We start from the raw sequence: 16,142 nt of genomic DNA on the forward strand, positions 1-16,142 counted from the left end.
AGTCTAGAAAGGCAGCCGACGCACCGGTGACCAGCGACCCGGGGCCTCCGTCAGGTTGACGGAGGCCCCCGGTCCTCGTGATGCCGAGGATCAGTCCTTCGGCGTCGGGATGAGGTGCGCGCCGAAGCTGACCTGCGACGGGCTCACCTTCGCTGCCGCCATCCCACCGGGGGCGGCGAACCGCCGGTCCAGCGCGATGGTGGTGTTGTTCCGGTTGCGGTACACCACCACGAATCCGGTTCCGCCGGAGTTCTGGATCGGCGCGATGCTGGGATCGGTGGCGGCGGTGGCGGCGGTCGGGTCGCTCGGGTTCTCGTACAGGCGCAGCCACTCACCCCAGGTGCCGGAGCCCTGCTCGGTCTCGTACACCCGGTACATCTCGTTGTCGGGCCCGCGGGCGACAACAGCGATCCGGCCCAAGGCCGGGTCGAGGATCGCGGCCGGGGACCCGGCCGCGGTGAACGTGCCCACCGTCTGCCAGGTGCTCGGCCAGGCGCCGCCCAGTTCCTGCTTCTTCGTGATCAGCGAACCGTCGGCCGCACGGGCCACCACGCCGGTGCGGTAGCCCTGGTTGAGGAAGGCGGCCGGCACCCCGGTCACGTTCCCGCCCAGGTCCACCCAAGCGCTGAGGGTGCCGTCGGTGGAGTAGACAGCGGTCTTGATGGTGCCGGTCATGGTGGTGGAGACCAGCCGGACACCGGTGTCGACATTCACCACTGTCACGCCGCCGGTGAGGTCGACGTCGCCGAGGCTCTTCCACGACGCACCCGTCCCGCTCTGGCGGTAGTGCCACAGGCGACCGTCGACGTCCACCGCGAAGATCACGCTGGTGCCGTCGGCGAGGGTGACAGTGGCGGGCCGGCCGACCATGGTGCCGCCGAGGTTCCCGGTCGTCGCCCAGGTCGCCGCGTTCGCCGCCGTCTGGGCACCGGTCCACACGGTGCCGGTGGTGTGCAGGGCGCTGATCTGCACCTGCTTGTTGCCACTCTGCACGTTCAACGCAGGCTGCCCGGTGAACGCCTCCGCACCGAACTGGGGGATGTGCTGCACGCTGGTGAAGTCGTCCGGGTTCTGCTGGTGCACGACCCGCACCTGACCGGTGTTGTCGGTGTGCGCGTAGACGATGACCCCGAGCGCGCTGCCATCGCTCGGCTGCCCCTGCAAAGCCGTCGAGCGGGAGAAGGACTCGGTGGGCAGGAACGGAAGCGGGTCGGCGAACCAGCCCTGCAGGTCGACCACGAGGTGCACGGTCCCACTGCTGGCGTTCTTGATCCGTACCTTCCCCTCGGTGCCCAGTTTGGTCACCACGATGCTGGACCGGGCGACGTGCGCGGCGGGGAAATTCGTCGTCGAGACGGTGTTCGCGGTGCTGCCCAGCGGCGTGACGGTGAAGAACCCGTCGACAGTCGGGGCGACCGCATGGACATTGAGGACGGCGGCGGCGATGCCACGGGTCGGCAGGCCGTTGGTGCCGGCGACCGCGACATCGACGGTGCCGTTGGCGGGCACCGGCTGGGCGCCGCTGGGGAAACGGCTGTCGTACAGGGTGACCGCCGGAACCGTGCGCAGGCCGGCGCCGGTGGTGGAGCTGCCGGTCCAGTAGCCCTGGACGGTGATGGCAACATGCACGGCCGAACCGCGGTTCTCCAGCGTCACGGAGCCGGCACCGGGGTTCAGTTTGACGACCATCCCCATCGAGGTGGCGCCCTTGGCGTAGTCGATGCCGGTCTCCGCGGCCGTGCTCGACCCGACGGTCATCCAGCCGTTGCCGGTCGCACCGATCACCACGACGTCCAGCATGACCGCCGTAGCGGAACTGGGCACCAGCCCACCGCCGTAGATGTTGGCGGTACGCGTCCCACGGGTGGGCATCGTGCCGGCGGTGATCCCCTGCCCGGTTCGGGTGTCGACCACCCGGGTGTGGTCCACCGGCACGAAGCCGGATCCGACGCTGCCGGTGGCGGTCGTGAAGTAACCCACCACATCCACTCTGATGTGGACGTTGCCGCCCGCGTTGCGCACCGCGAGCTTGCCGTTCGTACCAGGCTTGACCACCGCCGAGTTGGTCATGACCTCGCCGATCGAGGCGTTCATGGCCGACGCCTTCGGTTCCGTCAGGTCCGGGTAGATGGTCAGGAACGTGTTGGCGGTCGGGTAGATCGCCGTCACGTCGACCATCAACGCGCCGACCCCGCTGGTCGGGATACCGGCGATGCCGACGGCGTTGAACGTGGTGACCGACTTGGCGCCCCGCACACCGGTCGTGCCGCCGGTGCCGTCCCGGGTGTCCAGAAGGGGCACGCTGTCGATCGGTACGAAGTCACCACCCCTACCGGCGGCGTCGGCGCTGACGCCCGTTGGCGCACCAGCGATCAGTCCGACGAACAATGTCGCACTCAGTAACGCCGCAACTATCTTCTTGGGAAGCAGCCATACTCGGATTTGCTGGACCAAAACTCTCATCCCCACCCATACTCTAATCCCAGATCGCAATTCGGCCGGTGTTCGACTACGCCTTCAACCGTGATCAGCGGCAACGGATCTAAAGAAGTCACGTTTACCTAAACAGAATTGGTCTCGGCTCCAACAAGAAATCGGGTCCGTCGATAATAGCATTCAGTCAACGCCTTCGAACGCCAGAAACAAGCTGTTACGAATCACCGCCTCTCGAATGCACAATATTCGACAGTTTTCCCATCAGGGAGCCTAATCTCTCCGCCATATCAGCTGGCATTGTCTCGAACTTCGCACCAGCAGCGACGTGTTCACCGAGCGCATAAAGTGCGTCCCAAAGCCACTCGGCCGTCTCTAGATCAAGTCGAACGACCACGACCCCGTCGTCCAATTCGACAGATGTACCGAACCGATCTTCTTCCATCACTTATCCTTGGGTGTTTCGTGTGACGATAATCTTTATCTTCGCATAAACATCTTCGTGCCTCACGCCCGGCAGCCCGACGGGCCACCGAGCCTCACCGGGGGGTGAGTTACGCGGAGACAGTGGCTGGACCGGCGTGTAGAACTCGACCCCCCGCTTACCGTCCGGCAAGGCCCCCCGATAAGCCTGAACCATCGGCCGATCCTGGAACGAAATTCGCGCGACCCTGCCCCAAAGTTCACCACTATCCACCATCTGAGCAGCCACCTCGTCCCCCTGCGTAGGAGACCACAGTCGATGGAATGGCCCATAGAGACGATCACCCGCTGCGCTCTCAATGAAGTCTTCGCCGCAGTTGTGAACAAGGATTGAAGCATCCGCAGCTACCACATAGTACGTGTGGATGACATCGACCGTGAGGTTGTATACCTGACGCTGGTCGGTCCACTTGCGAGTGGCAACCACAGACGCTGGCCGGTGGTCAGCTGTCTCGAAGACATAACCGCTCGCAAGGTCCTTCGCCTCGACCCATCGGTTCTGAACAGCGACCCAGAACGGGTGGCTGGCCGTGGCGGTTAGCTTCTCCGTCCGGTCACCCTTCTTGCCGTCTGTGTCGACAGTGACCTCGACGAGGTCCTTGGTACCCGCTCCGAGAATGAGTGCCGTAACCGCACGCTCCTCGGTACGTCCGGTCGTGGGATCGGTGGCGAGCACCTTGTCGCCGACCTGCACCTGGTCGATGCGCTTGGAACTGCCGTCCGCCATCAGCACCCGGGTCTCGCCCGTGAAGCTGTTGGGGCACTTACCAAGCAGACCTCGACCAATGCTGCGCGCCTCGCCGATGCCCGCGTTGAGCGCCTTGCTGCCGGCCGACCGGAGGCCGCCGCCCAGGCCTCGGATGCCCGCGCCGAGCGCCTGGCCGCCGATCGACCCGAGCGCACCACCGAGAGCGCCGGTGAGACCGCCCATGGCGGTGGCACCGGCAAGATCCCACCCGCGCTTGCCATCCATGTAGCCGGTGACCGCCGAGCCGACCGCCCCCGCGAGCGCCCCGCAGGCCACCGCCCCGACACCGGTCCAGCCGATCGCCGCACCGCAGCCCAGACCCACGACGGCACCGACGGCGAAGCCGGCGATCTCGGCGGCGTGCTCGTCGACGAACTGGGTCGCCTTGTCCCAGATCTTCTCGGCGCCCTCGACGAGCGGCGTCAACCTCTGTGCGGCTTCCAGCCAGAGGTTCTGGCTGTATTTTTGCGGGTCCTTGATGGCCATTGTGGTGACCGCGACGACGCTCGCTGCCACCTTGAAACCGGTGGACACCACCTTGCCGAGCGCGATGATGGGCTTCGTCAGGGCCTGGATCACCGGCAACTTGGTGAACTTGACCGCGTTCTTGATGGCTGACTTCGCGGCGGCTGTCACCGCGACCTTGGCTTGGTAGATGCGTTGCGCAACGAGTTGCTTCTGCTGTTTTGCCCAGTCGGCAGCGCGGGCGAGCTGCTTGGCTCCAGACTGGATCTGCTTGCCGACGTAGCGGACGGCGTTCATCGTCTTTTCGCCGAGCCACTTCGCGGTGCTGGAGATGACCCGGCCGACTGCCTTGAGGCCGGACACGGCCAGGTTGACGGTGTAAGAGACGAAGCTCCTGGCGCCGTTGTAGATGGAGGCGCCGACGTTGTACGCCGTCTTGACCACATTGGAGGTGACGTTCGCTACCGCGCTCGTGGCACGCTTCACCCAGCGCGGCCAGTGCCCGTCCGGGTCGTCGAAGTCCAGCGGGGCACCAGCACCGTAGGTGTAGCGGTTGGCCAGGATCGAGTCGCCGGTGGTGTAGTTGACGCTGTCCCGCGAGGTGAACGTTCCGGTGCCGGGCTGGTACCAGCGGGCGCCCATGTCGACCTGCCCGGTGTCCGGGTCGGTCCAGTCCCCCTGGAAGCCCAACCGGCCGGTGCTGCCGACGCTGGTCACCTTCTTGCCGAACGGGTCGTAAGCGGTGGAGTCGTTCAGCGTTGACAGTTGGGTGTCGGCCGGGTTGATCGCCGCCACCACGTCACCGTGGGCGTCGGTCAGCGACAGGCGCTTGTCGGCGCCCTGGGCGGTGGCGAGCAGCTCGTCGTTCGGCCCGCGACCGTAGTACTCGACGCCGTCGTGCACCACCTCGTCGCCCAGGCCGGCGTAGATGAAGGAGTTGCCGGTACGGGACGTCAGCCGGTCCAGCCCGTCGTAGCTGTAGGTCTGGCCCTGCGCCGCGGTGAGGCGGTCGAAGGCGTCGAACGAGTACTGCTCGGCCAGACCGGAACTGGTCCGGGTCCGCAGGGTGCCCCGCGGGGTGTACGCGTAGGTGTAGTCGCCGTCGGAGAGCAGCCGGTTGCGTTCGTCGAAGGTGGCGGTCTTGGACCCGGCCCGAATCCGGTTGCCGCTGGCGTCCCAGGCGTACGTGACGGTCCCGGCCGGACTGGTCCAGGAGATCAGCCGGCCGGCCTTGTCGTAGTCGTAGGTGTTGTTGCCGGCGCCGGCGGTGCCGGTGGTGTTCTTGCTGGTGAGGTGGCCGTTCAGGTCGAAGCCGTAGGTGACCGAGGCGACCGTCTGACCACCCCCGTTGCGCAGCACGTCGCTTTCGATCCGGCCGTAGTCGTCGTACCCGAAGGTGCGGACGCGGCCGGCGCCGTAGTCGACGGTCTTGACGTCACCGGCGGCGTCGTAGTCCAGCTTCTGCTGCTGGCCGGTGATCCCGTCGGTGAGGGTGTCGAGGCGACCCTTGAGGTAGCCGAAGGTGGCGGTGCCGGTCAGATCGGTGCGGGTGGTCAGCTGGCCGTCGTCGTTGTAGTCGAAGCTCGCCGTGCCGGACGTGCCGGCGGTGGACAGCAGCCCACCCCTGTCATTCCAGTCGTACGTGTTGCTGCCACCGGGGGCGTTGACGCTGGTCAACCGGCCGCCCTGGTCGTAGTCCAGGGTCCGGGTCGCGGTCGGGGTGTCACCCCCGGAACCGGTCTCCACTGTCAGTCGACCGGACGCGTCGTAGGTCCGCGTGCGGCTCACCCCACCCGGGGCGCTGAGCCGCACGGCGTTGCCGTCGGCGTCGTACGCGACGGTCCAGGTCCGGTCCGCGGCGTTCGGGTGACTCGCCGTGGACGGCTCGATCGCCGACTCCGGCAGGCCCAACGTGTTGTAGGTGTAGATGGTGGAGTTGTTGCGGCCGTCGGTGTAGCGGGTCCGGTTGCCGGCGGCGTCGTACCCGAAGGTGGTGGTGATCGGGTCCGCGTCGGTCGGCTCGACCTGCGTGACGAGCTGGTCCGCGGCGTCGTACTCGTAGGTGGTGACGGTGTTGTAGGGGTCCTTCGACGAGGTCATGTTTCCGGCCTCGTCGTAGCCGTAGCTCTGGGTGCGCAGGACCGTGCCGTCGGCCTTGAGGTTCATGGTGCTGGTCTGGTTGCCGAACTGGTCGTACCCGGTCCGGGTGGTGCGACCGAGGCCGTCGGAGACGCGGACCTGGCGGCCGGCGAAGTCGTACCCGAAGATCGTGGCCTCGCCGGTCGGGGCGGTGCTGCGGGTGATCTCACCGGCTGCGTTGAAGGTGTTGACAGTGGTCGCCCCGGTCGGGGACGACGACGAGGTCAGGTTGCCCGCGTCGTCGTAGGCGAGCTTGCTGACCAGGTTGCGGGTGGTCGGCCGCCGCTCCACGACGGTCTGGGTCACCTGCCGGTCGAGATCGTCGTAGGTCGACTCGACCCGCGCGCCGGTCGGGCCGGTGACCGAGAGGACCTCACCGGTGCGGGTGTAGGTGTAACGGGTGAGCGCCCGGTCGTCGTTGGTCTTCGCCGGCTCGTCCCGGACGGTCAGCCGGTTGAGCTGGTCGTAGGTGTAGCTGGTGGTGCCCGCCGGGTCGGTCTCCTCCAGCACGTTGCCCACGGCGTCGTAGCGGCGCTTGTGTTCCGGGGTGACCGTCTGGGAGACCCCGGGAGCCTGGTACGTCGGGGCGAGGCTGCGCACCACCCGGCCGAGCTTGTCGTACTCGGAGGTGGAGACCCGTCCCAGCGGGTCCTTGACCGCGACCTGCTCGCCGAAGGTGTTGTAGCCGACCGAGCTGGTCGGGCTGGTGGGGACGGCCGGGTTCCCGTCGCTCTCGGCCAGGACGGTCGGGCCGCTCTGCCCGATCGGGCGGCCGAGTTCGTCGTAGCGGAAGGTGCTGGTGAACTTCGCCTTGTCGGCGCCGGAGACGTTGCCGCGCGGGTCGGTCACCGAAATGCGCAGACCACGCTTGTCGTACGTGTAGCTGGTCACCCGGGTCTCGCTGCCGGCGGTGACCTTCTCGGTGAGCACGTTGCCGGAGTCGTCGTAGGTGTAGTCGACGACCTCGGAGGTGGCCGGCACCAACCAGCTCAGGTTCGACGGGTTTCCGGTGCGGACGACCTGCTTGACGTTGCCGTTGAAGTCGTAGGTGAAGGATTCGGTGCGGCGCAGCCCGCTGGGGTCCTGGACGGTCTTCGCCACCTTGCCGGCCCTGTCCGGCGTGTGGTCGGTGATCTGGGTGCCGTTGGCGCCGACCTTGCGGGTGACGTTGCCGGCCCCGTCGTAGGTGTTCTCCTCCACGACGTAGTCCCGCTTGGAGCCGTCCGGGTTACGGAAGTCCTTGAGAGTGATCTTCTCCAGCAGGTCGTCGCGGTAGTACTTGTACTCCAGTCGCCGGCCCATGGCGTCGGTGTCGCTGGCCAACCGCCCGGCGAAGTCGTACGAGTAGGAGTGCAGGACGAGGTAGTCGCCGGTGCCCGTGCCGGGGGTACCGGCCGGGTCGCTGCGCCAGTCCCGCAGCCGGACCTCGGCCACCTTGTTCTGCGCGGTGTACGCCCAGTCGTAGCGGTTGCCGTTGGCGTCGGTCATTGTCGTCTTGTTGCCGAACCGGTCGTAGCCGAAGCTGGTCTCGTTGCCCTCCGGGTCGACGACCCGGACCGGCCGGCCCTCGTCGTCGTACTCGGTGCTGGTGACCCGCTCGGGGTCACCTCCGAGCAGGTCGGAGACGGTGACCTTGGTGGGGTTGCCGTCGGCGTCGTACTCGTTGACGGTTCGGCTCTGGTGCTGTTTGCCGGTGACCGTGTCGGTGGTGACCGGCCCGGTGACGGTGGCGACCCGTGAGTGTCCGTCGTAGGTGAAGGTGGTGGTGACGCCCGCGGGATAGGTGTCGGAGATGACCTTCTCGGTGATCCGTCGGCCGAGCGCGTCGTAGGTGTACTCGGTCACCAGCCCGGAGGGCTCGGTCACCTTGTGCAGGTCACCGTTGGCGTAGTACGCGTAGGCGGTGGGCTTGGTCTGGGCGTTGGTGATGCTCCTGGCCAGCATCCCGGGCGGGATGATGCCGTTGACGCCGACCTCGCCGCCGCTGGTGTAGGCGTGGGTGACCAGGCTGCCGTCCGGGTTGGTCTGGGTGAGCAGCTGTCCGCTGGGGTGGTACGTGAAGGAGGTCAGGAAGTTGTTGTCGGTCGGCCCGGTGGAGCGGCCGTCGCGCTGAGCCACCACCAGGTCGATCCGAGGGTCGAACTGGTCGGTGATGGTGGTCGAGTAGGTGTAGTAGTTCGTGAAGCACTGCGTGGGCGTACGGCAGCTCTTGCGGGTGGCGAGACGGCCCCGGCTGTCGTAGGTCATCTCGACCGTGTCGCCGTTCTCGTTGGTGACCATGCTCTGCTGGCCGTCCTCGTTGTAGGAGAACGAGCGGATGGCCATGCCGTCCAACGGGTGCCGCACGAAGATCGGCCCACCGGCGTCGCCGGGGATCACCGTGCAGAAGGCGGGGTCGTTCGGGTCGGGCTGGGTGCAGACCTCGGTGGGCGGCGGGCTCGGCGTCGGGCTGGTCTGCCCGGGCCGGTCCTCCTCCCGCGTCTCCAGTCCCAGCGGGGTGCCGGAGCGCAGCAGACGACCGGCGAGCGCGTCGTACTCGTACAGGTAGGGGCGGTTGGCCGGATCGAGGACCTGGACGCTGCGCCGCAGGTCGGTGTCGCCGCCGTAGACAGTGGGCTGGCCCACCTTCCAGGTACCGCCGTTGTCGTCGGTGTACTCCTTGACCCGGTCGGTGGCCGTGTCGTACTCGACCTCGGTGGCGACCCGGCCACTGGGCAGGGTGACCCGGGTCAGCTGCTGGGCGGCCGGCTTGGCGTACTGGAAGTGCGCCTTGGCGGTGTCCGGCCCGATCGGGTGGGAGTAGACGGCGACCTCGTCGATGGTGCCGGCGAAGTAACGCTGGGCGGTGCCGCCCCAGCCGGGCCACGAACCGGGCGTCGTCGCCGAGGCGAGGCCGACCTGGTTGAAGGTCAACAGCGAGTGCTCGATCGGCTGCCCGGTCTGCGCGGCCGGGGTGGGAACCTTGACCCCGTCGAGGTACATGGTCTGGGTGTTGGCCATCGCGGAGAGCACCACGTGGTGCCACTGGTTGTCGTTGACGACCTTGGTCGAGGTGAACGGCGCGATCGTGCCGTTGGCGAACTGGCCGCGCAGGAGACCGTCGCTGCCGGTGTAGAGCAGCGGGACGCCGCTGGTGGCGGCGGTGCCGACGGCCTTGTCCTGGTAGCCGATGAGCGGCCCGCCGGTCTGGGTCAGGCCGATCTTGAACCACAGCTCGACGGAGACGTCGCGGCTCTTCTTGATCAGGCCCTTGGGCAGCTCCAGGTATGCGGAGGTGCCGTTGAAGCCGGCGGCGGTGCCGGTGGTGCCCTCCAGCACGCCGGGCTGGCCCAGCGTGACGTTGTTGCGGTACGTGCCGGCGTCCTTGCCCAGGTTGATCGCCACGTCGCTGGCCGCGCCGGTGCCCTCGGCCTCACCGAGGTGGTAGTACGAGTCGGGTTTGGCGTCGAGAACGGCGGTGCGGTAGTGCGACCCGGGCGCGTAGGTGTAGTTGGTGCAGGCGGATTCCGGGCCGCAGACCTTGGTCAGCAGGTCACCCGTGTAGGTGTAGTTCCAGGTCAGCGCCGCGCCGTTGACCGCGTCGGTGCTGACCGTGGCGATGCGGTTGCCGTTCCAGGTGAAGCGCAGCGACCGGCCGGCGGTGTTGCTCTGGCTGTTGGCGACCTGCGCCTTGGCGAGCTTGCCGGTCATCGGGTCGGGGATCAGATTCACCGAACGTCCGGAGACGTCGGTGATCTTCTGGAGCTTGTTGAGCAGGGAGAACTGGTAGATGCTGCCGGAGCGGTCGACCAGCTTCCAGTTGCTGCTGTCGACGGTGAGCTTCGCGACCCGGCCCGGCGGCGGGGCGTACGTGCCGTCGGGGTTCTTGCCGAACCGCACCTCCTGGCCGTCCGGGTAGCGGACCACCACGTTGCCGGTGCCGTCGTTGTCGGGGACCAGCGTCATGTCGTACCGGCTGGACCACCCTGCGCCGAAGACACCTGTCGTGCGGGGGTCGAGGCTGTTGTAGGTGCGGACCAGGTTCAGCTCCGGCCCGACCGTCACCACGGTGGCGTCCACCGCCGAGGTGGCGAAGTTTCCGGTCTGCGCGTCGAACTCGCGACCCTGCTCGGCGTTGGGTGAGGTGGCGATCCGGGACAGCAGGTCCGGTTGCGGCACCGAGCTGAACATCGTCGAGTACGGGGAGGTGACCTCGCTGGCGCTGTCCTTGACGTACGACCGCCACAGGTAGCTCTTGCCCCAGACCATCCGGCCGGCAGGCACCACCCAGGACTGCCTCGCCTGGTAGCCGGAGTTGGTGCAGTTGGTGGCCGCGCCGGCGTCGGTGCGGTCGCAGATCTCGAACTTGAACGACAGGGTGGCGCCGGGTGCGGCGTCGGTGTCCACGGCCCGGGCCCAGAGCAACGGGGTGAGCGTGGGCGCCTGGTAGCCGTTCTCCGGGTACAGCTCCTGCACCACCGGCGGCACGTCGAACACCTGGAGCACGATCCGACCGGGTGGCACCTGGTGGTCGGTGAAGACCGCTCCGCCGGTACGCACCATGGTGAAGTCGAGGAAGTAGGAGCCGGGCTCCAACCGCTTGACCGTCGCGTCGAGGGTGACCTTCGCGCCACGGGCCAGGGTGGTGGGCAGGTTGGCGGCCCGCTGCTGGGTCACCGCGGCACCGGTCTGCGCGTTGTAGACCCGGTAGGCGAGGTAGTAGTTGGCCGGCGTCCACGCCTCGGCGCCGAGGTTGGTGACTGTCACCTTCACCTTGCCGTCCTGGTTTCGCAGGACGGGCGGCTCCGGGGTGGGCTTCGGGATCGCGTACCCGGCGTTGTACGGGCTGTGCGTGACGTAGAGCGCCGGCGGGTTGGCAGTGCCGGTGCCGGCGAACTTCTTCCACGCCGACGTGTCGGTGGTGGACGCCCGCAGCGAGAGACCGTTGTTGGCCTGCTGGCCGTTGGCCCACCGCTGCACCAGGTTACGGCCACCGGCGCCGAGGTCGAACATCTCCCCGGCCGCCGGACAGGCGGACCTGGACTGGCCGAGAGCGACGTACCCGTGGGCGAACGAGCGGCTGACCAGCGCGCCACCCACCGACGGACCCGGGTACGAGTAGCCGGTGCCGGCCGACCACGACCCGGTGACCGGGTGGACGGTGACCGCGCGTGCCTTGCAGGAGGCCGCGTCGAAGTTGACAGCGGAGAGCGCGGCGCCGTGGATGGTGTGGTTCTGCAGCCGGCTCACGAGGTTGCCGAACTTGAGGTAGGCCGCGGCGTTGAAATCGCCGCCGCAGTTGCCCCCGGGGCACGCCGTGGAGGGGAAGCGCCCCACGAGCAACTCGTTGGTGCCGGAGGTGGAGCTACCCCCGTGCACGGACATGCTGCTGTCGGAGTTGAGCGCGTCCACCGGCGGGCCGACAGTCGGGTCGACCTCGACCGGGTACCGCCGGGCGGGGTCAGCCAGCCAGGCCCGGTCGGGGGTTACCTTCAGCGCGGTCTGCCCACCCGTGGTGATCAGCTCGTAGGCGACCTTGGTCGAGGTGGCGGGACCAGCCGTGCCCGAGCCGGCGTCCACCATGTAACCCGGCGGGATGACCCCGCGCTGGTGCCCGGCCCGGTCGGTCAGGACGATCTGGCCGTCGACCAGTTTCGCGGTGAGGTTGCGCAGGTTCAGCGGGAACACGTACGAGGTGGGCGCCTTGGCCGAGTGCAGGACCAGGGTTTCCTTCACGCCACCGGCTCGCGGCTCCAGGCGCAGGTCGACGTCGGGGCGTACGCCGGGGTAGGTGACGGCGGTGCCGTTCATCCGTCCCGGTGCGTTGGTCGCCTCGGCCAGGCCGAAGCCGAACTCGGTGTCACCGTCGAAGCTCAGCCGGGCCAGTTGACTCGCCGCGCCGTTCCCGGCGAGGTGCAGTCCGACCGAGTCGGCAGTGGTCTGCCACCCGTCGGCGGCGGGCACCAGAGTGTGGTCGATGGCCGCCCAGCTGCCGTCGGGCTTGCGGTAGTTGATCGGGGCGGAGGAGAACTCGGTCGTCTGGGTGCCGTCGGCGTTGTCGAAGACGCGTTGGTCGACAGCGCGCTCGGCCGGTCGTTCCCGGCTGGTTCGCTTGTCGAAGCCGCGGGTGTCGTCGACGGGTGCGGTGGCCACCGACGCCTTGTTACGCCCGGGGGCCGGCTTGTCGGCGAGTTTGTGCGGCGGGTACTGCCCGCGCAGCGACGTCGGAAGGTCGCGGTTGGGTCGTCCGGACGTCACGTGCGCCTTGCCCGCCGCCGAACCCCAGGCCTGGCTTGGCTTCGCGCCGCCACCCCGACCGGTGGAGGCGACACCGTCACGGTCCCGGCTACCGCCCGCCGGCAACGCGGTCACCCCGCTGCCACCCAGGTTGAGCATCAGCACACCGGCGAGGGCCGCGGCCAGGAGGGATCGAGTGGTGCCGGAGCCGAACACCGAGCGGTGCCGGAGGAGCCGACCACGCAGATCGGTCAGCCGACCGCGCGGGTCGGGCAGATGCCGAGTGCTGAAGGACATGGTTGGTCACCCCTGGATCGAGGACGGGCGGAGCGGCAGAGACAGGCACGCACGGACCGCGAGACCGGCGAAGGCCCCACACAGTCGGACGGGTGATCGCCGTACCTCTCTACGGGCACGGCGGCGCGCATCGACCCATCGGTCGACGAGAATTTCAGGAGATAGGAAGAGGCAACCCGGGCGGACCGAATTCACGCCGGAGCGGATCGCCCAACACAATCAATAACGACTCGGCACGGCACAATGCCGCCAGGTCAACGGTCACAGCTTCACACCCCCGTGTGCTGTTACTCATCGATATGCCGCTGTAGGTTGCAGCACCGCCCATCGGCTGTCAAGGCACGGCCACAGAAAGCTCGCTGATCAGCACTGCGACCAGGGATGATTACTTTCCGCTAAGCGGCAGGTCATTTGATGGCTTAAGTCCGTTTGCCGCCCACGCCGTCCGGCTCGTTGGCCGTCCATCATGGACGCCGCCGGACTCCACCATCGAACGACGCTTCCGTCCGCCGGCCACGCCTGACAGGAGATCCACGGTCACTGATGACGAGCCTGTCATGGCGGGTGAATCCACCCGTCAACCAGCGGGCAATCACGGCCACAAAATCCATCACAGTCAATACTGTGCTTTCGGTTGAGGATTACGTGAACGTGTCGTATTTGACCAGGCAATCCGCAATAGGGACGCCTTCTCGGCGTCGACGCTTGCGTTGACCGGCGCGGCCTCAATCCGCTGGGCAACCGGGGCGGGGCCTTCGACAGCCGCGTCGGTTTGCCTACTGCCCCTACCCTGAAGGAGCCGCGGCGCCACTTCGGCAAGTCGGGGCCCTAGCGCCTGCACCCCCGGGCGGATGGAAGTAACCGCATGATCTGGACGAAGTTCAGCAGCGACCGCAACCCTCGCCGACTCCGCGCCGTGTCCGATCTGCGGTTTCCCGCCAGCGGGCGTCAGCATCTACGAAACCGGCATCCCCAGCTCAGCGACGAAGACATCGCTCTCGTCGAAACCGCGACCCGGCAGTGGTTCCGGATCATCGCCCGCCAGCCGGGCGCGAAGCTGTCGATGCCGTCGGTGGTGGTGGACGATCTGTGGCAGCAGCTGACCCTGCATGCGCAGGACTACGCCACGTTCTGCGACACCGCGTTCGGGCGCCCCCCGCAGCACCGGCCAGGGTCGGCGACAAGCGACGACACGACCGACGACAGTCGCCGTTCCCTTCTGCTCTCCACGCTCAAGCACGGCCGCCGGGACGAGGGGGGCGGCTCGGACAGCCTTCCGCTGTTGTTCCGGGTGGACCAAGAACTGCACATCCACAATGGCAACCGTTACCTCGCGGACTGCGGAGGCCGTGGCGAGTGTTTCCCGGTTTCCGACCGGGTCTGCCTGCAACACCTCGCAGGGCCGGGCAAGCGGCCCAAACCACCCGGCATTCGTGGCGATCTGCCCTTCAACGACGGCCGTCATGGCTACGCCGGCGGTGCGGGCGGCAGCGGTGGCGGCGAGTTCAGCGGAGACGGCGATGGCGGTGGGGGCAGCAACTGAGGCCCGCCCGGACGGTACGGCGCTTGCGTCAGCGGAGCCGGGTCAGCGCTGTCACCGACCGGTCCGTGCCGTCGTAGCTGCGGGCGGCGGCGAAGGCGCCCGTCGGACGCTGTCCACCGGCGACGGCGCGGGCCAGCCGCAGGTCCGCGTTGCGGAACCGCAGGGCCAGGCTCAGGTGCGGCACCCACGCGCCGGGAGCGTGCCACGGACGCTGCCCCTCAGCCTCGGCGAGTACATCCCAGACGGCGGCGTGCAGCGCGGTCAGCGCCGGGTTGGGTTGGACCAGCCAGACCAGTGGGGCGCTGCCGTCGAGAACGACCACCCGGTCGAGGGTCACCGGCACCGGCAGCGTGGCGTCGAACATCTCGGCCAAGCGGTGCTCGACCCCCGGCGGGAACTCGTCGACGGCGGCGAGGGTGAGGTGCGGCCGGTTGGTGGGGTGGACGTTGCGGTCCAGGCTGGGCAGCCCGGCGGCCGCCAGCCGGCCCCAGACCGCCCGGACCGCGACCTCCAGACCGGGTGAGCAGAGCAGTTCCACCGTACGCACGCGCCCACGCTAGCCGCAGTGCCCAGGCCGCCTTCCCCGGATGGGCAGCGGGCCGCCGCGTCACACCGCGTGACGACGGGAACGGTCCCCGTCCGGCACCGGGTTGACCTCACCCGCGATCCGGGCCCGGTGGGTCAGGTCGAAGATGGCGACGACGGTGATGGTGGCCGCGCCCAGCAGGCCGACCGCCAGCGGCGGGAGTCGCGCCGCCACGGGGCTCAGGATCAGGCACGCCACCACGGCCGCGAGGCAGTGCCTCGTCAGGCGGCCGAACACCCAGATCTCGAAGATCATCCGCCCGACGAGGAAGGTCAGTGGCCCGATCAGGATCGCCACGACGTTGCCGGCCGAGCGCTGCCCGCCGGGCTCCTTGAGCATCAACTCGCCGCCGATGCCGGTGAGCAGGATGCCCGCCACCATCACCAGATGGGTGTAGCTCGCCCGCAGGTTGAGCCGGTACGGGTCGACGGCGGTGTCGATCTTCACGGCGAGGCTGCTCGTGGTGCGGTAGAAGTAGGTCCACCAGAGGAAGACCACCGTCCAGAAGGTGAGCAGGAACGCGGTGGTGTCCGCCAGGTCCCGCGTCGACAGCCGGTAGAAGTTGCCGGTGGCCAGGATCGTCTCGCCGAGGGCCAGGATGATGAACTGCCGGTACCGCTCGTTGAGGTGTTCGCCCGAGAGGTGCCACTCGGTGGCCCGCGCCCGGCCGAGCCCCGGAACCGGCCACCCCAGGACCGGCCCCGAGTAGTCGATCGCCAGCGCGCACGCCCACAGCACGACCCGGGCGTCGTCGCCGTCGGCCGCGGCTCCGGCGAACCAGACCGTCCCGGACAGCAGATACCAGACGATTCCCCGGACCGGCCGACGCCAGGCCGGGGTGCCGCGCAGGTAGAGGGCCATGACCAGGGTACGGCCGAGGTGGATCCCGAGGTACGCGCTGACGAAGACGAAGGCCTGGTCGCCGAAGGCGTCCGGAACGTTGATGGACATCAGCAGACTGCCGAGCATCACGCAGATGATCAGAATCTGCACCGTGGGTCGTTCGCAGTCGAGGCTGTCGGTGGCCAGGTTGGTGTTGTACCAGATCCACCAGAAGGCGAGCAGGAAGATCACGGCCTGCGCGTCGGCGAGCAGGCTGGGCTCCTCGACCAGGGTCGCCGACAGCCGGCCGAGGGTGAAGATGAAGACGAGGTCGAAGAAGAGCTCGACGGCACTGGAACGCACCGGGTCGACCGGACCCGCTGCGACTTTCCTGGGCATTTGCCCATCTT

General features: G+C 68.1%; 5 protein-coding genes. 1 reads left to right on the forward strand and 4 read right to left on the reverse strand.

Going from position 1 to position 16,142, the window contains the following annotated elements; translation table 11 throughout:
• Positions 1-90: 90 nt before the first annotated feature.
• Both ACX27O_RS10395 and ACX27O_RS10400 read right to left on the reverse strand, forming a co-directional pair.
• Positions 91-2,301: a PLL family lectin gene (locus tag ACX27O_RS10395; protein ID WP_156058017.1), complete on the reverse strand. Its 2,211-nt coding sequence runs from the start codon at positions 2,299-2,301 to the stop codon at positions 91-93.
• A 580-nt stretch (positions 2,302-2,881) separates the two neighbouring features.
• Positions 2,882-12,781, reverse strand: a complete 9,900-nt coding sequence (locus tag ACX27O_RS10400; RefSeq protein ID WP_458939345.1) for a polymorphic toxin-type HINT domain-containing protein — start codon at positions 12,779-12,781, stop codon at positions 2,882-2,884.
• An 865-nt stretch (positions 12,782-13,646) separates the two neighbouring features.
• Between ACX27O_RS10400 and ACX27O_RS10405 the strand changes: the two genes are divergently transcribed.
• On the forward strand, positions 13,647-14,324 hold the full coding sequence (locus ACX27O_RS10405) for a glycine-rich domain-containing protein (RefSeq protein ID WP_051708886.1): 678 nt from the start codon (positions 13,647-13,649) through the stop codon (positions 14,322-14,324).
• A gap of 28 nt (positions 14,325-14,352) precedes the next feature.
• On the opposite strand, the gene ACX27O_RS10410 is transcribed toward ACX27O_RS10405, so the two are convergent.
• Together ACX27O_RS10410 and ACX27O_RS10415 are read right to left on the reverse strand one after the other, a co-directional pair.
• Positions 14,353-14,871, reverse strand: a complete 519-nt coding sequence (locus ACX27O_RS10410) for a 2'-5' RNA ligase family protein (protein ID WP_030337870.1) — start codon at positions 14,869-14,871, stop codon at positions 14,353-14,355.
• Positions 14,872-14,931: 60 nt separating this feature from the next.
• Positions 14,932-16,131: a low temperature requirement protein A gene (locus ACX27O_RS10415; RefSeq protein ID WP_210860750.1), complete on the reverse strand. Its 1,200-nt coding sequence runs from the start codon at positions 16,129-16,131 to the stop codon at positions 14,932-14,934.
• Positions 16,132-16,142: the final 11 nt, after the last annotated feature.

The sequence above is a fragment of the Micromonospora sp. SD19 genome (genome assembly GCF_054462275.1).

Bases quoted from the DNA above. Each gene is read 5' to 3' on its own strand.
- ACX27O_RS10400 (WP_458939345.1), bottom strand. From the start codon at position 12,781: ATGTCCTTCAGCACTCGGCATCTGCCCGACCCGCGCGGTCGGCTGACC.
- ACX27O_RS10405 (WP_051708886.1), top strand. From the start codon at position 13,647: ATGATCTGGACGAAGTTCAGCAGCGACCGCAACCCTCGCCGACTCCGC.
- ACX27O_RS10415 (WP_210860750.1), bottom strand. From the start codon at position 16,131: ATGCCCAGGAAAGTCGCAGCGGGTCCGGTCGACCCGGTGCGTTCCAGT.